Origin of the sequence: Streptomyces sp. NPDC048192, assembly GCF_043202415.1 — a bacterium.
In the GTDB taxonomy this organism is placed as follows: domain Bacteria; phylum Actinomycetota; class Actinomycetes; order Streptomycetales; family Streptomycetaceae; genus Streptomyces.
In genome coordinates this window covers 110,888-132,034 of the sequence record NZ_JBIDAL010000009.1, presented here as the reverse complement: position 1 = coordinate 132,034, position 21,147 = coordinate 110,888, and the positions used below count along the sequence as shown (strand labels likewise).

Here is a 21,147-nt window from a genome sequence, read left to right as displayed (position 1 = left end):
TCACGCGGGCCGGTGTCCCCACCGATCAGCGGCCGGAACCGAACGCCGCGGGGCCGCCGTGCGTACGTCCTTATGTGCTCCGAACGGTGCCCCTACACATGTGTGCGGCACAATGAGCCGTGCCCGAAGATGGTCCAGCTCTCAAGTGACGGAATCGGCGTGATGAGCAAGACGACAGTCAACGACGTCTCCACGGAGTCGGGTCCCGAGCGTGCCGCCGACGGCCCGCGCACGGTGGGCGGCAGCCGTGCCTTCGCCCTGCTGCTCGTGATCACCGGAGCGGCCGGACTGCTGGCCGCCTGGGTCATCACGCTCGACAAGAACAAGATCCTCGAGGCGAAGCTCGCCGGGAAGACGTTCACGCCGGGGTGCAGCGTCAACCCGATCGTGTCCTGCGGCAGCGTCATGGAGAGCAAGCAGGCGGCGGCCTTCGGCTTCCCGAACCCCTGGCTCGGCCTGGTCTGCTACGGCATCGTCATCTGCGTCGGCACGAGCCTGCTCGCCCGCGCCCGCTTCCCCCGCTGGTACTGGCTGACCTTCAACTTCGGCACGCTGTTCGGCGTCGGGTTCTGCACCTGGCTGCAGTTCCAGTCCCTGTACCGGATCAACGCGCTGTGCCTGTGGTGCTCGCTGGCCTGGGTCGCCACGATCACCATGTTCTGGTTCGTCACCTCGTTCAACGTCCGCAACGACTTCCTGCCCGCACCGCGCTGGCTGAAGTCGTTCCTCGGCGAGTTCACCTGGGTGGTGCCGGTCACGCACTGCGGCATCATCGCCATGCTGATCCTGACCCGGTGGGGCAGCCAGCTCTGGGCCTGACCGGGCCGCGCGGCGTTGTCAGTGCCGTGATTTAGGGTTTCAGCGTGGAACCCGACCTGTTCACCGCCGCAGCAGAAGAACGCCAGGAGAAGGACCCGGCCGCGAGTCCCCTGGCGGTGCGGATGCGCCCGCGCACGCTGGACGAGGTGGTGGGCCAGCAGCATCTCCTGAAGCCCGGCTCGCCGCTGCGCCGGCTGGTCGGCGAGGGCTCCGGCGGCCCCGCCGGACCCTCCTCGGTGATCCTCTGGGGCCCGCCCGGCACCGGCAAGACCACGCTGGCGTACGTGGTCTCCAAGGCCACGAACAAGCGGTTCGTGGAGCTGTCCGCGATCACCGCCGGCGTCAAGGAGGTCCGGGCGGTCATCGACGGCGCCCGCCGCGCCACCGGCGGCTTCGGCAAGGAGACCGTCCTCTTCCTGGACGAGATCCACCGCTTCAGCAAGGCCCAGCAGGACTCCCTCCTGCCCGCGGTGGAGAACCGCTGGGTCACCCTGATCGCGGCCACCACCGAGAACCCGTACTTCTCGGTGATCTCCCCGCTGCTCTCCCGCTCGCTCCTGCTCACCCTGGAGCCCCTCACCGACGACGACATCCGCGGCCTGCTCCGCCGCGCCCTGACCGACGAGCGCGGTCTGAAGAGCGCCGTCGGCCTCCCCGAGGACACCGAGGCGCACCTGCTCCGCATCGCCGGCGGCGACGCCCGCCGCGCCCTGACCGCGCTGGAGGCCGCCGCCGGAGCCGCCCTGGACCAGGGCGAGAGCGAGATCAGCCTGGAGACGCTGGAGCAGACGGTCGACCGGGCCGCGGTGCAGTACGACCGCGACGGCGACCAGCACTACGACGTCGCCAGCGCCCTGATCAAGTCCATCCGCGGCTCCGACGTGGACGCGGCCCTGCACTACCTGGCCCGCATGATCGAGGCCGGCGAGGACCCGCGCTTCATCGCCCGGCGCCTGATGATCTCCGCCAGCGAGGACATCGGGCTGGCCGACCCGCACGCGCTGCCCCTCGCGGTCGCCGCCGCCCAGGCCGTCGCCATGATCGGCTTCCCAGAGGCGGCCCTCACCCTCAGCCACGCCACCATCGCCCTCGCGCTCGCCCCGAAGTCCAACTCGGCGACGACCGCGATCGGCGCCGCCCTGGAGGACGTACGCAAGGGCCTGGCCGGCCCGGTGCCGCCCCACCTGCGCGACGGGCACTACAAAGGCGCGGCGAAACTCGGCCACGCGCAGGGCTACGTCTACCCGCACGACCTGCCCGAGGGTATCGCCGAGCAGCAGTACGCCCCGGACGCCCTGAAGGACCGCGAGTACTACACCCCGGGCCGGCACGGCACCGAGGCACGGTACGCGGACGCGGTGGAGTGGACCCGCAAGCACCTCGGTCGCAGGCGGTCCTGAGCGCCCTGTAGACTTCCCCGAAGTGCTGAGTCCCGTGCTGTCAGAGCGGGACACCCAGCCGGAACCCACGGCCGTCGGGCCGCGCGGTTCCAGGAGCGTCGCGCACCGTCGAACGGTGTCGCGGGCAGCCCACCACCCCTCGGATTCCCGGGACGGTCGGTGGGCCACTCGCGTGCTGCACGTATGTGCCCAGACCAGGGGAGCGGCTGCCCGGCAGGTCCGAAAGGACCCTGCGGGTTTCCCCGGCTGCGGATGCGACCTCCCTCAACACTGACGAGCCGAACACTACGAAAGAGAATGAGACAGTGGCGAACCAGTCCCGCCCGAAGGTCAAGAAGTCGCGTGCCCTCGGCATCGCACTGACCCCGAAGGCCGTCAAGTACTTCGAGGCCCGCCCCTACCCGCCGGGTGAGCACGGCCGCGGCCGCAAGCAGAACTCGGACTACAAGGTCCGTCTGCTGGAGAAGCAGCGTCTGCGCGCGCAGTACGACATCTCCGAGCGCCAGCTGGTCCGCGCCTACGAGCGCGCGTCCAAGGTCCAGGGCAAGACCGGTGAGGCCCTGATCGTGGAGCTCGAGCGCCGTCTCGACGCCCTGGTCCTGCGTTCGGGCATCGCCCGCACCATCTACCAGGCCCGTCAGATGGTCGTCCACGGCCACATCCAGGTCAACGGCCAGAAGGTCGACAAGCCGTCCTTCCGTGTCCGTCCGGACGACGTCGTGCAGGTCCGCGACCGCTCCAAGGACAAGACGCTCTTCCAGATCGCCCGCGAGGGTGGCTTCGCCCCCGAGGGTGAGACCCCGCGCTACCTGCAGGTGAACCTCAAGGCCCTGGCGTTCCGCCTGGACCGCGAGCCGAACCGCAAGGAGATCCCGGTGATCTGCGACGAGCAGCTCGTCGTCGAGTACTACGCCCGCTGACCCAGGCGAGCGCGTACCACCGCAGCCCGCCGTCTCCCCGCCCTCCGGGCGAGGGAGGCGGCGGGTTTCGCATGGGGCGGACTTCCGGCGGTGCGCGCCGTCCACGCGGTGATCACGCGGACCGGCGTCACGGCGCGGGCCGGCGGGGACTCGGCGCGCCCCGCGGCGGCGCCGCGTCGTGGCGCGGCCCCGCGCCCCTTCGGGGCGCCCTGTCCGGCGGCGCCGCTCCCCGCGGCGCCGGCAGCGCCCCCAATGGCCGTACCGCGCCCCGCTGCAACGCACGGGCCACGGCCTCCGCGCGCTCCAGCCGGGCCCCTTCCCGTACGCACTCCTCGTACCGCGCGTCCCCCAGCGCCTGCCGGGCGAGCGCCTCGCAGTGTTCGTGCGGGGCGTTGAAGTACGCCGAGCCGAACAGCGGCAGCCCCACCGACGGCCACATCCGGCCCGCCGCGCCCTGCAGCCGCGCCGCCTCGGCCGGCTCGCCCTGAGCCGCCGTCACCAGCGCGAGCAGCTCCAGCGCCAGCACGGAGCCGAGCAGGTCCTGGAAGGCGTGGGCGTTGCGCAGGCACTCCCCGAGCAGCTCCCGCGCCCTGTCCTGGGCGCCGTCCCGCCAGGCCGCGTACGCCAGCACGTACAGCGCGTAGGAGCGGGCCCAGCGCTCCCCGTGGTCCTCGCACACCCGGCGCACGTCCTCGCACAGCCGGACCGCGTCCGCGAGATCGCCCTGGAAGGCCCGGGCCATCGCCAGCTCCACCTGGCCCATCAGCACATTGCTGTTGAGTTCGCCGATCTCGTGATAGCGCGCGAGCGCCGACCGCAGCAGCGTCTCCGCGCGGGCCATGTCATCGCCGACCAGCGCCAGACAGCCGGTGCGGTGCTCGGCGTACGCCACCGCCGTGGAGTCCGCGACCCGCTCGGCCTGCTCCCGGCACTCCCGCAGCGCCGTCAGCGCGGACACGGTGTCGCCCTGGAGGATCGCCACGTACCCGAGCACCCACAGCGCCTTCAGCCGCGACTGCTCGTACCCCGACTCCAGTTCCACGCTGCGCGCCAGCCAGCGGCGGCCCTCCGCGAGCCGCCCGCAGCCGACCCAGCAGAACCACAGCGACCCCGCCAGGTACTGCCCGAGATGGGCCTCGTCCGGCTCGGTCAGACAGAACTCCAGGGCGCCCCGCAGATTCGGCAGCTCCGCCTCGACGCGCGCGGCGACCTCGCCCTGCCGGGGCGAGAACCAGTCCAGCTCGCACCAGGTCGCCAGCCCCAGATACCAGTCCCGGTGCCGCCTGCGCAGCCGGCCGGCGTCCCCGACGGCCTCGAGCCACTCGGCGCCGTAGGCCCGGACCGTGTCCAGCATCCGGTAGCGGGGCCCGGCCGGGCTCTCCTCGCGGGTCACCACCGACTGGCACACCAGCTCCGACAGCACGTCCAGGACGTCCTCGGCGGGCAGCCCGTCCCCGCTACACACGTACTCGGCCGCCTCCAGGTCGAAGGTCTGCGCGAACACCGAAAGACGGGCCCACAGCAGCCGCTCGGCCGGCGTGCACAGCTCGTGGCTCCAGCCGATCGCCGTGCGCAGCGTCTGGTGGCGCGCCGGAGGCCCGCCGGGCACGGACGGCGGGCCGGAACCCGCCGTCAGCAGCCGGAACCGGTCGCCCAGCCGCTGCAGCAGCTGCTCCGGGGACAGCGCCCGCAGCCGCCCGGCCGCCAGCTCCACCGCCAGCGGGATCCCCTCCAGACGCCGGCACAGCTCCCGCACCGCGGGGCCGTCGGCGACCTCCAGGTCCTGCTCCCGGGCCCGGTCCGTGAACAGCCGCACCGCGTCGTCCTCGCCCAGCGGCGCCAGCGGGAACAGCCGCTCGCCCGCCAGCCCCAGCGGACGCCGCCCCACGCCCAGCACGCGCAGGTCCGGCAGCTTCCGCAGCAGCTCCGCCGCCAACTCGGCGCAGGCGTCCGCCAGATGCTCGAACCCGTCCAGCACCAGCAGCACCGGCCGGCCGGCGAGATGCTCCAGCAGCGCCCGCCGGGGCGGCCGGGAGGTGTGGTCGGTCAGCCCCAGCGCCTCCACCACCGCGTACTCCACGAACTGCGGATCGCGCACCGGGGCCAGCTCCACCCGCCCGGAGACGGACTCCCACCCGGCGGCGACCTGCGCGGCCAGCCGGGACTTGCCCACCCCGCCGACCCCGGTCACCGTGACGAGCCGCGCCCCGGCGAGCGCGTCCGCCAGTCCGGCCAGCTCGGCCGAGCGCCCGACGAAGGTGGTCAGTTCCAGGGGCGGATCGCCGTCGGAGAGGGGATCCGGGCGCTGAGGACCTCGCATGGGACACGGAGCGTACTGAACCGTGCGCACCGCGTACAATCGCTTCCCGCAACTCCGTCCCCGCCGCCCGGTAATGCGGTACGGAGCCCAGGCCCCGGCGCGATAGGCTCGGACTCGACTTTTTCGATGGTGAGGCACGTTTCAGGGAGCGGGTGCGCACAGTGTCCGGTGGAGAGGTGGCCGGGATCCTGGTGGCCGTCTTCTGGGCGATCCTGGTCTCCTTCCTCGCGGTGGCTCTCGCGAGGCTGGCCCAGACGCTCAAGGCGACCACCAAGCTGGTGGCGGACGTGACCGACCAGGCCGTCCCGCTGCTCGCCGACGCCTCCCAGGCGGTGCGGTCCGCGCAGACCCAGATCGACCGCGTCGACGCGATCGCCTCGGACGTCCAGGAGGTCACGTCCAACGCCTCCGCGCTGTCGACCACGGTCGCCTCCACCTTCGGCGGCCCGCTGGTCAAGGTCGCGGCCTTCGGCTACGGCGTCCGGCGGGCGCTCGGCGGCCGCAAGGAGGACGTGCCCGCGAAGGCGCCCCGGCGTACGGTGATCGTGGGCCGGACGGTCCCCGCCGCGCGACGCAAGCGGAAGTAAGGACTGAGACCGAGCGATGTTCCGCCGTACGTTCTGGTTCAGCACCGGTGTCGCCGCCGGTGTGTGGGCAACCACCAAGGTCAACCGCAAGCTGAGGCAGCTGACCCCGGAGAGCCTCGCCGCGACCGCGGCGAACAAGGCCCTGGAGACCGGTCAGCGGCTCAAGGACCGCGCGGTGGGCTTCGCGCTCGACGTCCGCGACAACATGGCCCAGCGGGAAGCCGAGCTGGAGGAGGCCCTCGGGATCCACGCGAACCCCGAACTGCCCTCGCCCCGCCGCCGCACCGCCATCGAGAACGACAGCGACAACCGCAGCACACCGAAGTACATCGAAGCCCCGATGCACTCGTACAACCGGAATGAGGACCACTGATGGAGTCGGCCGAGATTCGCCGCCGCTGGCTGAGCTTCTTCGAGGAGCGCGGGCACACCGTCGTCCCTTCGGCGTCGCTCATCGCGGACGACCCGACTCTGCTCCTCGTCCCCGCCGGCATGGTGCCCTTCAAGCCCTACTTCCTGGGTGAGGTCAAGCCGCCGTTCCCGCGCGCCACGAGCGTGCAGAAGTGCGTGCGCACGCCCGACATCGAAGAGGTCGGCAAGACCACGCGGCACGGCACGTTCTTCCAGATGTGCGGCAACTTCTCCTTCGGCGACTACTTCAAGGAAGGCGCCATCAAGCTCGCCTGGGAGCTGCTCACCAGCCCCCAGGACAAGGGCGGTTACGGCCTGGAGCCGGAGAAGCTCTGGATCACCGTCTACAAGGACGACGACGAGGCCGAGCGCATCTGGCACGAGGTCGTCGGCGTGCCCATGGAGCGCATCCAGCGCCTGGGCATGAAGGACAACTTCTGGTCCATGGGCGTCCCCGGCCCGTGCGGCCCCTGCTCCGAGATCAACTACGACCGCGGCCCCGAGTTCGGCGCCGAGGGCGGCCCCGCCGTCAACGACGAGCGGTACGTGGAGATCTGGAACCTCGTCTTCATGCAGTACGAGCGCGGCGAGGGCACCGGCAAGGACAACTTCGAGATCCTCGGGGACCTGCCGAGCAAGAACATCGACACCGGCCTCGGCCTGGAGCGGCTCGCCATGATTCTGCAGGGCGTGCAGAACATGTACGAGATCGACACGTCCATGGCCGTCATCGACAAGGCCACCGAGCTGACCGGCGTCCGCTACGGCGACGCCCACGCCTCGGACGTGTCCCTGCGCGTCGTCACCGACCACATGCGCACCGCCACCATGCTCATCGGCGACGGCGTCACCCCCGGCAACGAGGGCCGCGGATACGTGCTGCGCCGCATCATGCGCCGCGCCATCCGCAACATGCGCCTGCTCGGCGCGACCGGCCCGGTCGTCAAGGAGCTGATCGACACCGTGATCGGCATGATGGGCCGGCAGTACCCCGAGCTGATCACCGACCGCGAGCGGATCGAGAAGGTCGCCCTCGCCGAGGAGAACGCCTTCCTCAAGACGCTGAAGGCCGGCACCAACATCCTCGACACCGCCGTCACCGAGACCAAGCAGTCCGGTGGCACGGTCCTGTCCGGCGACAAGGCCTTCCTGCTCCACGACACCTGGGGCTTCCCGATCGACCTCACCCTGGAGATGGCCGCCGAGCAGGGGCTGTCCGTGGACGAGGAGGGCTTCCGCCGCCTGATGAAGGAGCAGCGGGAGCGCGCCAAGGCCGACGCCCAGGCCAAGAAGACCGGGCACGCCGACATGGGCGCCTACCGGGAGATCGCCGACACCGCCGGCGCGACCGACTTCATCGGGTACAGCGACACCGAGGGCGAGTCCACGATCGTTGGCCTGCTCGTCGACGGCGTCTCCTCCCCGGCCGCCACCGAGGGCGACGAGGTGGAGGTCGTCCTCGACCGCACCCCGTTCTACGCCGAGGGCGGCGGCCAGATCGGCGACACCGGCCGGATCAAGGTGGACTCCGGCGCGGTGATCGAGGTCCGCGACTGCCAGAAGCCGGTGCCGGGCGTGTACGTCCACAAGGGCGTCGTCCAGGTGGGCGAGGTGACCGTCGGCGCCAAGGCCCACGCCTCGATCGACGCCCGCCGCCGCAAGGCCATCGCGCGCGCCCACTCGGCCACCCACCTGACCCACCAGGCCCTGCGCGACGCTCTCGGCCCGACGGCCGCCCAGGCCGGTTCCGAGAACCAGCCCGGCCGCTTCCGCTTCGACTTCGGCTCCCCGTCCGCCGTGCCGCAGACGGTGATGACCGACGTCGAGCAGAAGATCAACGAGGTGCTCGCCCGCGACCTCGACGTCCGCGCCGACATCATGGGCATCGACGAGGCCAAGAAGCAGGGCGCCATCGCCGAGTTCGGCGAGAAGTACGGCGAGCGGGTCCGCGTCGTGACCATCGGCGACTTCTCCAAGGAGCTGTGCGGCGGCACCCACGTGCACAACACCGCCCAGCTGGGCCTGGTGAAGCTGCTCGGCGAGTCCTCCATCGGCTCGGGTGTGCGCCGTATCGAGGCCCTGGTCGGCGTGGACGCCTACCACTTCCTCGCCCGTGAGCACACGGTGGTCAACCAGCTGACCGAGCTGCTCAAGGGCCGTCCGGAGGAGCTGCCGGAGAAGGTCTCCTCGATGCTCGGCAAGCTGAAGGACGCCGAGAAGGAGATCGAGAAGTTCCGCGCCGAGAAGGTGCTCCAGGCCGCCGCCGGTCTCGCCGAGTCCGCCAAGGACGTCAGGGGCGTCGCACTGGTCACCGGTCAGGTGCCGGACGGCACCACGCCGGACGACCTGCGCAAGCTGGTCCTCGACGTGCGCGGCCGCATCCAGGGCGGACGCGCCGCCGTCGTGGCCCTCTTCACCGTCAACAACGGCAAGCCGCTGACCGTCATCGCCACCAACGAGGCCGCCCGCGAGCGCGGTCTCAAGGCCGGTGACCTGGTCCGCGCCGCCGCCAAGACCCTCGGCGGCGGCGGTGGCGGCAAGCCGGACGTGGCCCAGGGCGGCGGCCAGAACCCGGCCGCGGTCGGCGAGGCCGTGGACGCCGTCGAGCGCCTGGTAGCCGACACCGCCAAGTAGGACGGGGCCGGGAAGGAAGCGGTCGGACATGCGCAGAGGGCGTCGGCTCGCGATCGACGTCGGGGACGCCCGGATCGGGGTCGCCTCGTGCGACCCCGACGGGATCCTCGCCACCCCGGTGGAGACGGTCCCCGGCCGGGACGTTTCCGCCGCCCACCGCAGGCTGCGGCAGCTGGTGGAGGAGTACGAACCGATCGAGGTCGTCGTCGGGCTCCCTCGCTCCCTCAAGGGGGGCGAGGGCCCGGCCGCCGCCAAGGTCCGCGCCTTCGCCCAGGAACTGGCCAAGGGCGTCAAGCCGGTTCCGGTGCGCCTGGTCGACGAGCGGATGACGACGGTCACCGCCAGTCAGGGACTGCGCGCCTCGGGCGTGAAAACGAAGAAGGGCCGCTCGGTCATCGACCAGGCGGCGGCGGTCATCATCCTCCAACAGGCTCTGGAATCCGAACGCGTGTCAGGTAAAGCACCCGGCGAGGGCGTCGAAGTGGTCACCTGATCGCGATACGGTAACGTTCCGCGCGATGTGCCGGTGTTCGAACAGCGGGCGCACAGCAAGAGGCGGAACGGAAGCGGGCCGGCCGGCCACGTGACCGGTCGGCCTCGCGGCTCTAGGGGATCGATGACTGAGTATGGCCGGGGCCCAGGCCCCCAACCGTGGCATCCGGAGGACCCGTTGTACGGGGACGGCGGATGGGAAGGGCAGCAGGCCCCCGACGGCCATCAGCCTGCCTACGGCGGCCGGCCGCAGCAGTACTACCCGCAGCAGCCGCAGCACTACCCGCAGCACCCGGAGCAGTACTACCCGCAGCAGCCGCAGTACGACGACTGGCACCGGCAGCCCCAGCCCGGCTACGGGCACGAGCAGTACCCGTACTACGACGAACAGGGTCAGCAGCAGTACCCCGGCCACGCCCAGCAGCCGTACCCGCAGCAGGGTGGCTGGGACGCGTCCGCCGGCCACGGCCAGATGCCGTACGGCGCGGATCCGGGCGACCCGTACGGCCGGCCGCCCATGCCCCACGACGGGCAGCAGCCCGACTACTACGGCGCCGAAGAGCCCTACCCCGCGGCGCAACCGCCCGGCGGCACGAGCCCCCAGGCCGCACCGGAACCCGAGGCTGCGCCCGAGGAGGAGGACCACGCCTTCTTCGCGGGCGGCGACGACGAGGACGACGAGGAGCACGAGCTCCAGAGCCGCCGTGAGCGGCGCGGCAAGGGAGACAAACAGGGCAAGAAAGGCCGGAAGAGCCGCAACGGCTTCGCCTGCCTGGTCGTGGTCCTGGTCCTCGGCGGCGGCGTCGGCACCGTCGGCTACTTCGGCTACAAGTTCTACCAGAACCGTTTCGCCCCGGCTCCCGACTACCAGGGCGACGGCATCGCCCAGAAGGTGACGGTCGAGATCCCGAAGGGCGCGGGCGGCTGGGACATCGGCCGCCTGCTCAAGGACGCCGGGGTCGTCAAGAGCGCCGGGGCCTTCGTCCACGCGCAGAGCGAGGCTCCGGGCTCCGGCACGATCCAGGCCGGCGCCTATGTCCTGAACAAGCAGATGTCCGCCGCCAGCGCCGTGCGGCTGATGCTGGACCCGAAGAGCCACAGCTTCGTCCTGGTGCGGCCGGGCGACCGCAACGCGGGCGTCTACGAGGCGATCGACAAGAAACTCGAACTCGCCGACGGCACCACCGAGAAGGTCGCCGAGAAGGAATACAAGAGCTTCGGCCTGCCGTCCTGGGCCCGGAACACCCAGTACGCCGGCTCCATAAAAGACCCCCTTGAGGGGTTCCTCTTCCCGGGCACCTACGCGGCCGCCAAGGGCATGAAGCCGGACAGCATCCTCAAGCAGATGGTCGCCCAGGCCACGTCCAGGTACGACTCCTACGGCCTCACCTCCAAGGCCCGGTCACTCGGCCTCGACAACGCGTTCCAGCTGGTCACCGTCGCCAGCCTGGTGCAGGCGGAGGGAAAGACGAACGACGACTTCCGCAAGATGGCCGAGGTCGTCTACAACCGCCTCAAGCCCACCAACACCGAGACGAACCAGTACCTGCAGTTCGACTCGACCTACAACTACGCCAAGGGCACCAGCAACATCCATATCTCCGAAAAAGCGATCAACAGCGACCCGAGCCCGTACAACACGTACACCCACAAGGGACTTCCGCCCGGCCCGATCGGCAATCCCGGCGAGGACGCGCTCAAGGCGGCACTGAATCCCACCCACGACGGCTGGATCTATTTCGTGGCGACCGACGGCGTGAACAACACCGAATTCGCCAAGACCTACGCGGAATTCAAGCAACTCAAGGAAAAGTTCAATGCCAGCTCGGGCAACTGACGCCCGCCGGGCCGCCGTACTCGGCAAGCCCATCGCCCACTCCCTCTCCCCGGTGCTGCACCGGGCCGCGTACGACGAGCTGGGGCTCACCGGCTGGTCGTACGACCGCTTCGAGGTGGACGAGGCCGGGCTGCCCGGCTTCCTTCAGGAGCTCGGGCCCGAGTGGGCGGGCCTGTCGCTGACCATGCCGCTGAAGCGGGCGGTGATCCCGCTGCTGGACGAGATCAGCGAGACGGCCGCCTCCGTGGACGCGGTCAACACCGTCGTCCTCACCGAGGACGGCCGCCGGCTCGGCGACAACACCGACATCCCGGGCATGGTGGCCGCGCTGCGCGAGCACGGCATCGAGCAGGTCGGCTCCGCCGCCATCCTCGGCGCCGGCGCCACCGCCTCCTCCGCCCTCGCCGCCCTCTCCCGGATCTGCACCGGCGAGGTCGTCGCCTACGTCCGCAGCGAGGCCCGCGCCGCCGAGATGCGCCGGTGGGGCAGGCGGCTCGACGTGGACGTCCGTACGGCCGACTGGGCGGACGCCGCGCAGGCGCTGCGCGCCCCGCTGGTGATCGCCACCACGCCCGCCGGCACCACCGACGCCCTGGCCGCCGCCGTGCCGGAGCGGCCCGCCGCCCTGTTCGACGTGCTCTACGAGCCCTGGCCCACCGAGCTGGCGGCCCGCTGGTCCATGTTCGGCGGAGCCGTGGTCAGCGGCCTCGACCTGCTCGTCCACCAGGCCGTGCTCCAGGTCGAGCGGATGACCGGACGCTCTGAGGCCCCCCTGGACGCCATGCGCCGGGCCGGCGAGAAGGCGCTCGCCGCGCGCTGAGCGCCGCCCGCACGTCCGCCTTGTGGACCTGTGGCCGGTTTCCGGCCCCGGACGTGGGAGGATCGGAAGGTGGCGGGCCGGGGTCGCGCACCCGGTCGCGCCGTCGCCGTACGCGAGGACACGCGTACGCCGGGCAGTACCGGGCGCGAACACGGAGGAGCACCGTTGAGCAGGCTGCGTTGGCTGACCGCGGGGGAGTCCCACGGTCCGGCACTTGTCGCGACGCTGGAGGGCCTTCCCGCCGGCGTGCCGATCACCACGGAGATGGTGGCGGACCACCTGGCGCGGCGGCGGCTCGGCTACGGCCGCGGTGCCCGGATGAAGTTCGAGCAGGACCAGGTCACCTTCCTGGGCGGCGTCCGGCACGGTCTCACCCTCGGCTCCCCTGTCGCGATCATGGTGGGCAACACCGAGTGGCCCAAGTGGGAGCAGGTCATGGCGGCCGACCCGGTGGACCCGGAGATCCTCGCCGGACTGGCCCGCAACGCCCCGCTGACCCGTCCGCGCCCCGGCCACGCCGACCTCGCCGGCATGCAGAAGTACGGCTTCGACGAGGCCCGTCCGGTCCTGGAGCGCGCCTCCGCCCGCGAGACCGCGGCCCGGGTGGCGCTCGGCGCGGTCGCCCGCTCCTACCTGAAGGAGACCACGGGCATCGAGATCGTCTCGCACGTCGTCGAACTGTGCTCGGTGAAGGCCCCGCAGGGCGTGTACCCCACCCCGGCCGACGTGGAGAAGCTGGACGCCGACCCGCTGCGCTGCCTGGACGCCGACACCTCGAAGGCGATGGTCGCGGAGGTCGACCAGGCCCACAAGGACGGCGACACCCTCGGCGGCGTGGTCGAGGTGCTGGCGTACGGCGTCCCGGTCGGCCTCGGCTCGCACGTGCACTGGGACCGCAAGCTGGACGCGCGGCTCGCCGGCGCCCTCATGGGCATCCAGGCGATCAAGGGCGTCGAGATCGGCGACGGCTTCGAGCTGGCCCGGGTGCCGGGCTCCAAGGCGCACGACGAGATCGTGAACACCCCTGAGGGCATCAGGCGCGTCTCCGGCCGCGCCGGCGGCACCGAGGGCGGCCTGTCCACCGGCGAGCTGCTGCGGGTGCGGGCCGCGATGAAGCCGATCGCGACCGTGCCGCGTGCCCTGCGGACCGTGGACGTCACCACCGGCGAGGAGGCCCAGGCCCACCACCAGCGCTCCGACGTCTCCGCCGTCCCGGCCGCCGGCATCGTCGCCGAGGCGATGGTCGCGCTGGTGCTCGCGGACGCGGTCGCCGAGAAGTTCGGCGGCGACTCGGTGGCCGAGACCCGCCGCAACGTGCGCTCCTACCTCGACAACCTGCGGATCCGGTGAGCGCCGTGCCCGCCGTCGTACTCGTCGGCCCGATGGGCGTCGGGAAGTCCACCGTCGGCCGGATGCTCGCCGAGCGCCTCGGGCTCGGCTACCGGGACACCGACGAGGACATCGTCGCCGCCGAGGGCCGTACCATCGCCGAGATCTTCGTCGACGAAGGGGAGCCCGCGTTCCGCGCCGTCGAGAAGCGGGCCGTGCACACCGCGCTCGCCGAGCACGAGGGCGTCCTCGCGCTCGGCGGCGGGGCGATCCTCGACGCCGACACGCGCGCCCTGCTCGCCGGGCACCGGGTGCTCTACCTCTCGATGGACGTGGAGGAGGCCGTCAAGCGCACCGGCCTCAACGTGGCCCGGCCGCTGCTCGCGGTCAACCCGCGCAAGCAGTGGCGCGAGCTGATGGAGGCCAGGCGGCACCTGTACGAGGAGGTCGCCACCGCCGTCGTCGCGACGGACGGCCGCACCCCCGACGAGGTCACCCAAGCAGCGCTGGACGCACTGGAGTTGAAAGAAGCATGAGCGAGGCAGTCACCCGCATCCAGGTCGCCGGCACCGCGGGCACCGACCCCTACGAGGTGCTGGTCGGACGCCAACTCCTCGGCGAGCTGGCCGGGTTGATCGGCAGCAAGGCCAAGCGGGTCGCGGTGGTCCACCCCGAGGCGCTGGCCGAGACCGGTGACGCGCTCCGCGCGGACCTGGCCGAGCAGGGCTTCGAGGCGATCGCCATCCAGGTGCCGAACGCCGAGGAGGCCAAGACCGCCGAGGTCGCCGCCTACTGCTGGAAGGCGCTCGGCCAGTCGGGCTTCACCCGCTCCGACGTCGTCGTGGGCGTGGGCGGCGGCGCCACCACCGACCTCGCCGGTTTCGTCGCCGCGACCTGGCTGCGCGGAGTGCGCTGGATCGCCGTCCCGACGACCGTGCTGGCGATGGTGGACGCGGCCGTCGGCGGCAAGACCGGCATCAACACCGCCGAGGGCAAGAACCTCGTCGGCGCCTTCCACCCGCCGGCCGGCGTGCTGTGCGACCTCGCCGCGCTGGACTCCCTCCCGGTCAACGACTACGTCTCCGGGCTCGCCGAGGTCATCAAGGCCGGTTTCATCGCCGACCCGGTGATCCTCGACCTGATCGAGTCGGACCCCGAGGCGGCGCGGACCCCGGCGGGCCCGCACACGGCCGAGCTGATCGAGCGCTCCATCCGGGTGAAGGCGGATGTCGTCTCCTCGGACCTGAAGGAGTCGGGTCTGCGCGAGATCCTCAACTACGGCCACACGCTGGGCCACGCCATCGAGAAGAACGAGCGCTACAAGTGGCGGCACGGCGCGGCCGTCGCGGTCGGCATGCACTTCGCGGCCGAACTGGGCCGTCTGGCGGGCCGGTTGGACGACGCCACGGCGGACCGCCACCGTACGGTCCTGGAGGCCGTCGGCCTGCCGCTGCACTACCGCTACGACCAGTGGCCCAAGCTGCTGGAGGCAATGAAGATCGACAAGAAGTCCCGCGGCGACCTGCTGCGCTTCATCGTCCTCGACGGCCTGGCCAAGCCGACGGTCCTGGAGGGGCCGGACCCGGCCGTGCTGCTCGCCGCGTACGGCGAAGTGGGCCAGTAGGTCCCCGGCTGCCGCCCGCGTCCGAGGTGCGGTCTCGACTTCCTTTGCGGAACGGGCACTTCGGGCGGCCCCCGGCCGTTTCACCAGACGACGGCGGGGGACGGTACCGTTCGGTAGGCAGCCGGGCCCGGCCCTGCTGCCAGCACGAACGAGCCGCAACAGACGAGACGGAGTGGCCACGGATGCAGCACGCAGTGGGGTCTCCGCTGCCGCCGCCCCACCAGCCGGGGCAGGGGCCGCACGCCCGCTGGGCCTCGGCCGCACACCACCCGGGCCCGCACCCGGGAGCCCCCCAGGGGCCCGCCCCCGTGCCCCCGCCGCCGGGCTTCCCGGCCCCGGCGGGCGCCGTCCCGCCGACGCCCGCGCAGCCGCCGCTGCCCCAGCCCCCGGCCCCGCGGCCCGCCGCCGGACCGCCGGCCCCCGACACCACCGGTCATGTCCCGCTGCCGCCCGGCGGCCCGGTCGGCGTGCCCGCGGCGCCCCCGGCGCCCGCCGCGATACCCGACCCGACGACCACCACCCTGGCCGTCCTGCTGATCGGCCCCGCGGGCGCCGGCAAGACCAGCGTCGCCAAGTACTGGGCGGACCACCGCCGGGTGCCCACCGCGCACATCAGCCTGGACGACGTCCGCGAATGGGTCCGCTCCGGCTTCGCCGACCCCCAGTCCGGCTGGAACGACAACTCCGAGGCCCAGTACCGATTGGCCCGCCGCACCTGTGGCTTCGCCGCCCGCAACTTCCTCGCCAACGGGATCTCGTGCATCCTGGACGACGCCGTCTTCCCCGACCGCCCGGTCGTCGGCCTCGGCGGCTGGAAACGCCATGTGGGCCCCGGCCTGCTGCCCGTCGTCCTCCTGCCCGGCCTGGACATCGTCCTGGAGCGCAACGCGGAACGCACCGGCAACCGCCGCCTCACCGACGAGGAGGTCGCCCGCATCCACGGCCGCATGGCCGGCTGGTACGGCTCGGGCCTGCCGATCATCGACAACTCCCAGCTGGACATCCCGGGCACGGCGCGCCTCCTGGACGAGGTCCTGGCGAGGGCCATAGCGAGCCCCCCGAGCTGGTGAGCAGGGGCAGCCGCCGTGCCGCAGGGCGCGCCCGCACCGCCTCAGCGCCCGCGTCCGGCGCACCCCGGGCACCGGCCCCCACCTGCTCCGCAGCCCCACTCGGCCCCCACGAATCGGCATAACCGGCACAAAACTCCTACGCTCATCTCATGTCAGAGGTGTACGCGACCCGCCGATCCCGGCTGAGAGACCACTTCACCGCGGCCGGCACCGCGGCAGCGCTCGTCACCCGTCCCGCCAATGTGCGCTACCTCGCGGGCGCGGCCCCGCAGGGCGCCGTCCTGCTGGTGGGCAAGCGCGATGACCTGCTGGTCTGCACCGGTCCGCCCGAGGACCGGCCGTACGAGGGCCGGCCCGACGAGAACCTGCGACTGCACGTCCTGCCCGCGAACAACGGCGACCCCGCCGTCGAGGCGGCCGCCCATGCCGCGGGCCAGGACGCCGACTCCCTCGCCGTCGAGGAACACCACCTCACCGTGGCCCGCCACAGAGCCCTCGCCGAGGCGGCCCCGGCACTGCGCCTCACCGATCTCGGCGCGGCCGTGGAGCAGCTCAGGGTGGTCAAGGACGAGGAGGAGATCTCCTGCCTGCGGATCGGCGCCGAGATCGCCGACCAGGCCCTCGGCGAGCTGCTGGAGTCGATCCTGGTCGGCCGCACCGAACGGCACCTCGCGCTGGAGCTGGAGCGCCGCCTGGTCGACCACGGCGCCGACGGCCCGGCCTTCCCCACCTCCGTCGCCACCGGACCCAACTCCGGCCGCCGCGGGCACCGCCCCACCGACCGGCGGGTGGAGGAGGGCGACTTCCTCTCCGTGTGCCTGGGGGCGACGTACCGCGGCTACCGCTGCGAGATCGGCCGAACCTTCGTGATCGGCACCTCGCCCGCGGACTGGCAGGTCGAGCTGTACGACCTGGTCTTCTCCGCCCAGCGCGCCGGACGCGAGTCGCTGGCGCCCGGCGCCGCCTACCGCGACGTGGACCGCGCGGCCCGCCAGGTGCTGGACTCCGCGGGCTATGCGGAAGCCCTGCCGCCGCTGACCGGACACGGGGTCGGACTCGAAATCGACGAGGACCCGCAGTTGGCCCCCGCGGCCATGGGTAAACTGGACGCTTGCGTGCCGGTCACCGTCGAACCGGGGGTCCACCTCCCGGGCCGGGGCGGTGTCCGGATCGATGACACGCTCGTCGTGCGCCCCGAGGCGGACGGCGGACCCGAGCTACTCACCATCACGACCAAGGAGCTGCTCGCGCTGTAGCGGCAACCCACCGCGGCGCCTGCCCCGGGGTCGTACGTCAGTCCAGGAGATTCCGCAACCGTGGCTTCCACGAACGACCTCAAGAACGGCATGGTGCTCAAGCTCGAAGGCGGCCAGCTCTGGTCCGTCGTCGAGTTCCAGCACGTCAAGCCCGGCAAGGGCCCGGCCTTCGTGCGCACCAAGCTCAAGAACGTGCTGTCCGGCAAGGTGGTCGACAAGACCTTCAACGCCGGCGTCAAGGTCGAGACGGCCACTGTCGACAAGCGCGACATGCAGTTCTCGTACATGGACGGCGAGTACTTCGTCTTCATGGACATGGAGACCTACGACCAGCTGCACATCGACCGGAAGGCCGTCGGCGACGCCGCGAACTTCCTGGTCGAGGGCTTCACCGCCACCGTCGCGCAGCACGAGGGCGAGGTGCTCTTCGTCGAGCTGCCGGCCGCGGTCGAGCTGACCATCGCCGAGACCGAGCCGGGCGTCCAGGGCGACCGCTCCACCGGCGGCACCAAGCCCGCCACCCTGGAGACCGGCCACCAGATCCAGGTCCCGCTCTTCATCACCACCGGTGAGAAGATCAAGGTCGACACCCGCACCAGCGACTACCTCGGCCGGGTGAACAGCTAACCGTGGCTGCCCGCAACACGGCCCGCAAACGCGCCTTCCAGATCCTCTTCGAGGGCGACCAGCGCGGCGCCGACGTCCTGACGGTCCTCGCGGACTGGATCCGGCTGTCCCGGTCCGACACCCGGCAGCCGCCGGTCAGCGAGTACACGATGCAGCTCGTCGAGGGCTACGCGGAGCACGCGCGGCGCATCGACGAGCTGATCGCCCAGTACGCGGTCGGCTGGACGCTGGACCGGATGCCGGTCGTGGACCGCAACATCCTGCGGCTCGGCGCGTACGAGCTGATCTGGGTGGACGAGACCCCGGACGCCGTCGTGCTGGACGAGATGGTGCAGCTGGCGAAGGAGTTCTCCACCGACGAGTCGCCGTCGTTCGTCAACGGCCTGCTGGGCCGCCTGAAGGAACTCAAGCCGTCCCTGCGCCGGGACCAGGCCTGAAAGCCCGGTACGACCTCGCCGGAGGGCCCGCAGCACGCTGGTGCTGCGGGCCCTCCGGCGTTGTGCCCCGCCCGTGGCAACGCCCATGAGAACGCCGCCGGGGTGGCCGGAACCGCAAAGTTCCGGCCACCCCGGCGGCACGTTTCTGCTCGGGTGTCGAGCGGCTCAGCTCTCCTCGTGCGCGGCCACCGCGCGGCGGGCGTCCGCGTCCAGCACGCCCCAGCTGATCAGCTGCTCCGTGAGGACCGAGGGGGACTGGTCGTAGATGACGGCGAGTGTGCGCAGGTCGTCCTGGCGGATGGAGAGCACCTTGCCGTTGTAGTCGCCGCGCTGGGACTGGATCGTCGCCGCGTAACGCTGCAGGGGTCCCGCCTTCTCGGCCGGCACGGTGGCCAGCCGCTCCAGGTCCAGGACCAGCTTCGGCGGCGGCTCGGCGGCGCCGCCCGGCGTGGTGCCCGGCAGCAGCTCCTGCACCGGAACGCCATAGAAATCGGCCAGCTCGGCGAGCCGCTGGACGGTCACCGCACGGTCGCCACGCTCGTAGGACCCGACCACCACGGCCTTCCAGCGCCCCTGGGACTTCTCCTCGACACCGTGGAGGGAAAGGCCCTGCTGGGTGCGGATGGCCCGGAGCTTGGCCCCGAGCTGTTTGGCGTATTCGCTGGACATATAGCTCCCCGGACACTGTGTCGACGCGACTGGGCTGGGTTCCCGCCGCGCGGCTGGTAACTCACTGTGAGGTTACGCAGCGTGATTCTTCTGCGTCAAGCCGAATGGTCCACACCGACTCTTCCGTGGTAGTGGCAACCGGTTGGGCCAGGGGGGTGACCGGAGCCCTCCGGATGACCTGCTACGGTGGATGGCGCAAATCAGGCGTCCTTTAAGGTCCGTCCCGTGAGGCGGAGAAGGAGGTCCTTTTCGTATGGACAAGCAGGACTCGCACGCGACTTCGCCCGCGTCCGATGCGCGGCCCGTTCTCGAGGGCCCCGACATCGCGCGGGTACTGACCCGCATCGCCCACGAGATCGTCGAGCGCGCCAAGGGCGCCGACGACGTGGTGCTCCTCGGCATCCCCACCCGGGGTGTCTTCCTCGGCCGGCGGCTCGCCGCCAAGCTGGAGCAGATCACCGACCGCAAGATCCCGGTCGGCTCCCTCGACATCACCATGTACCGCGACGACCTGCGCATGCACCCGCCGCGTGCGCTGGCCCGCACCGAGATCCCCGGTGACGGCATCGACGGCAAGCTGGTCGTCCTCGTCGACGACGTGCTGTTCTCCGGCCGCACCATCCGCGCCGCCCTCGACGCCCTGAACGACATCGGGCGCCCCCGTGCGGTCCAGCTCGCGGTCCTGGTCGACCGCGGCCATCGCGAACTGCCCATCCGCGCCGACTACGTCGGCAAGAACCTCCCCACGTCGCTGCGGGAGACGGTCAAGGTCCAGCTCGCCGAGGAGGACGGTCGCGACACCGTGCTGCTCGGTGTGAAGGCCGGCCAGTAGCACGTCAGGCGCAGGGCGCGCTCCGGCGTACCCACGCACGCGCCCGTCTGCCCCGAATCTCCCGATTGAACTGCCTTACGGAGCCTGACAGATGCAGCGTCATCTCATCTCGGCCGCCGACCTCACCCGCGACGACGCCGTCCTGATCCTCGACACCGCCGAGGAGATGGCCCGGGTCGCCGACCGGCCGATCAAGAAACTGCCGACCCTGCGCGGCCGCACCGTCGTCAACCTCTTCTTCGAGGACTCCACGCGCACGCGGATCTCCTTCGAGGCCGCGGAGAAGCGCCTGTCCGCCGACGTCATCAACTTCTCCGCCAAGGGCTCCAGCGTGTCCAAGGGCGAGTCCCTGAAGGACACCGCCCAGACGCTGGAGGCCATGGGTGTCGACGCCGTCGTCATCCGGCACGGCGCCTCCGGAGCGCCGTACCGCCTGGCGAACTCCGGCTGGATCGACGCCGCAGTCATCAACGCCGGCGACGGCACCCACCAGCACCCCACCCAGGCCCTGCTGGACGCCTTCACCATGCGCCGCCGGCTCGTCGGCCGCGACGCCGGGCTCGGCCAGGACCTGTCCGGCCGGCGGATCACCATCGTCGGCGACGTCCTGCACAGCCGGGTCGCCCGCTCCAACGTGGACCTGCTGCACACCCTCGGCGCCGAGGTCACCCTCGTCGCCCCGCCCACCCTGGTGCCGGTGGGCGTCGAGACCTGGCCCTGCGAGGTGTCGTACGACCTCGACAGCGCGCTGCCCAAGTGCGACGCGGTGATGATGCTGCGCGTCCAGCGCGAGCGGATGAACGCCGCCTTCTTCCCGACCGAGCGCGAGTACTCCCGCCGCTACGGCCTCGACGGCGACCGCATGGCCAAGCTGCCCGAGCACGCCGTCGTGATGCACCCCGGCCCGATGGTCCGCGGCATGGAGATCACCGCGGAGGTCGCCGACTCCGAGCGCTGCACCGCCGTCGAGCAGGTCGCCAACGGCGTCTCCATCCGGATGGCCGTCCTGTACCTGCTGCTCGGTGGCAACGAGCCCGCCCAGACCCGCACTGAGGAGAAGTGA

At 71.6% G+C, this 21,147-nt stretch carries 20 protein-coding genes; 18 read left to right on the top strand and 2 right to left on the bottom strand.

Annotated features, from left to right (window positions below; translation table 11 throughout):
- Positions 1-162 precede the first annotated feature (162 nt).
- The 3 genes from ACGFZN_RS20645 to rpsD all read left to right on the top strand — a co-directional run bounded on the left by ACGFZN_RS20645 (position 163) and on the right by rpsD (position 3,139).
- Positions 163-819 (top strand): vitamin K epoxide reductase family protein, encoded by a 657-nt coding sequence (locus ACGFZN_RS20645; RefSeq protein ID WP_393859914.1) that lies wholly within the window; start codon positions 163-165, stop codon positions 817-819.
- Between the two features lie 44 nt (positions 820-863).
- Complete coding sequence (locus tag ACGFZN_RS20640) at positions 864-2,219, top strand: replication-associated recombination protein A (protein WP_393859913.1); 1,356 nt, start codon at positions 864-866, stop codon at positions 2,217-2,219.
- 305 nt (positions 2,220-2,524) lie between these two features.
- Entirely contained in the window at positions 2,525-3,139 is a 615-nt protein-coding gene (gene rpsD / locus ACGFZN_RS20635; RefSeq protein WP_028423045.1) for a 30S ribosomal protein S4, read from the top strand.
- Between the two features lie 127 nt (positions 3,140-3,266).
- Here rpsD and ACGFZN_RS20630 read toward each other — a convergent pair whose 3' ends face one another.
- Positions 3,267-5,459 carry an ATP-binding protein gene (locus ACGFZN_RS20630; RefSeq protein WP_393859912.1) on the bottom strand — a complete coding sequence of 731 codons (2,193 nt, stop codon included), beginning with the start codon at positions 5,457-5,459 and terminating at the stop codon, positions 3,267-3,269.
- A 152-nt stretch (positions 5,460-5,611) separates the two neighbouring features.
- Here ACGFZN_RS20630 and ACGFZN_RS20625 point away from each other — a divergent pair, with 152 nt between their 5' ends.
- The 13 genes from ACGFZN_RS20625 to nusB all read left to right on the top strand — a co-directional run bounded on the left by ACGFZN_RS20625 (position 5,612) and on the right by nusB (position 18,583).
- Positions 5,612-6,046 (top strand): DUF948 domain-containing protein, encoded by a 435-nt coding sequence (locus ACGFZN_RS20625; protein ID WP_209438828.1) that lies wholly within the window; start codon positions 5,612-5,614, stop codon positions 6,044-6,046.
- Positions 6,047-6,062: 16 nt separating this feature from the next.
- A complete protein-coding gene (locus tag ACGFZN_RS20620; RefSeq protein WP_393859911.1) occupies positions 6,063-6,419 on the top strand; it encodes a hypothetical protein in 357 nt (118 codons plus the stop codon).
- The gene (alaS, locus tag ACGFZN_RS20615) at positions 6,419-9,091 is read left to right on the top strand and encodes an alanine--tRNA ligase (protein ID WP_393859910.1); all 2,673 of its coding nucleotides are present in this window, start codon (positions 6,419-6,421) and stop codon (positions 9,089-9,091) included. Before ACGFZN_RS20620 ends, alaS begins: the two co-directional genes overlap by 1 nt.
- 28 nt (positions 9,092-9,119) lie before the next feature.
- Positions 9,120-9,584, top strand: coding sequence for a Holliday junction resolvase RuvX (gene ruvX, locus ACGFZN_RS20610; RefSeq protein ID WP_393859909.1), 465 nt, complete (start codon positions 9,120-9,122; stop codon positions 9,582-9,584).
- A gap of 177 nt (positions 9,585-9,761) precedes the next feature.
- Entirely contained in the window at positions 9,762-11,420 is a 1,659-nt protein-coding gene (mltG, locus tag ACGFZN_RS20605) for an endolytic transglycosylase MltG (RefSeq protein ID WP_393859908.1), read from the top strand.
- On the top strand, positions 11,401-12,240 hold the full coding sequence (locus ACGFZN_RS20600; RefSeq protein WP_393859907.1) for a shikimate dehydrogenase: 840 nt from the start codon (positions 11,401-11,403) through the stop codon (positions 12,238-12,240). The genes mltG and ACGFZN_RS20600 overlap by 20 nt, the downstream gene beginning before the upstream one ends.
- Before the next feature lie 165 nt (positions 12,241-12,405).
- Entirely contained in the window at positions 12,406-13,590 is a 1,185-nt protein-coding gene (aroC, locus tag ACGFZN_RS20595; protein WP_393859906.1) for a chorismate synthase, read from the top strand.
- Positions 13,591-13,622: 32 nt separating this feature from the next.
- The gene (locus ACGFZN_RS20590; RefSeq protein ID WP_393860200.1) at positions 13,623-14,105 is read left to right on the top strand and encodes a shikimate kinase; all 483 of its coding nucleotides are present in this window, start codon (positions 13,623-13,625) and stop codon (positions 14,103-14,105) included.
- Complete coding sequence (gene aroB / locus ACGFZN_RS20585) at positions 14,102-15,193, top strand: 3-dehydroquinate synthase (RefSeq protein ID WP_393859905.1); 1,092 nt, start codon at positions 14,102-14,104, stop codon at positions 15,191-15,193. The genes ACGFZN_RS20590 and aroB overlap by 4 nt, the downstream gene beginning before the upstream one ends.
- Positions 15,194-15,375: 182 nt before the next feature.
- Positions 15,376-16,263 (top strand): Pro-rich N-terminal domain-containing protein, encoded by an 888-nt coding sequence (locus tag ACGFZN_RS20580; RefSeq protein ID WP_393859904.1) that lies wholly within the window; start codon positions 15,376-15,378, stop codon positions 16,261-16,263.
- A 149-nt stretch (positions 16,264-16,412) separates the two neighbouring features.
- Positions 16,413-17,519 (top strand): aminopeptidase P family protein, encoded by a 1,107-nt coding sequence (locus tag ACGFZN_RS20575; RefSeq protein ID WP_393859903.1) that lies wholly within the window; start codon positions 16,413-16,415, stop codon positions 17,517-17,519.
- 60 nt (positions 17,520-17,579) lie between these two features.
- Positions 17,580-18,146 (top strand): elongation factor P, encoded by a 567-nt coding sequence (gene efp / locus ACGFZN_RS20570; protein ID WP_014671526.1) that lies wholly within the window; start codon positions 17,580-17,582, stop codon positions 18,144-18,146.
- Between the two features lie 2 nt (positions 18,147-18,148).
- Positions 18,149-18,583 carry a transcription antitermination factor NusB gene (gene nusB / locus ACGFZN_RS20565; RefSeq protein WP_351813130.1) on the top strand — a complete coding sequence of 145 codons (435 nt, stop codon included), beginning with the start codon at positions 18,149-18,151 and terminating at the stop codon, positions 18,581-18,583.
- Between the two features lie 165 nt (positions 18,584-18,748).
- On the opposite strand, the gene bldD is transcribed toward nusB, so the two are convergent.
- Positions 18,749-19,252: a transcriptional regulator BldD gene (gene bldD, locus ACGFZN_RS20560; RefSeq protein ID WP_043498969.1), complete on the bottom strand. Its 504-nt coding sequence runs from the start codon at positions 19,250-19,252 to the stop codon at positions 18,749-18,751.
- Positions 19,253-19,505: 253 nt separating this feature from the next.
- On the opposite strand from bldD, the gene pyrR reads away from it, so the two are divergent.
- Both pyrR and ACGFZN_RS20550 read left to right on the top strand, forming a co-directional pair.
- Positions 19,506-20,084: a bifunctional pyr operon transcriptional regulator/uracil phosphoribosyltransferase PyrR gene (pyrR, locus tag ACGFZN_RS20555; protein ID WP_393859902.1), complete on the top strand. Its 579-nt coding sequence runs from the start codon at positions 19,506-19,508 to the stop codon at positions 20,082-20,084.
- 91 nt (positions 20,085-20,175) lie between these two features.
- Entirely contained in the window at positions 20,176-21,147 is a 972-nt protein-coding gene (locus tag ACGFZN_RS20550; protein ID WP_393859901.1) for an aspartate carbamoyltransferase catalytic subunit, read from the top strand.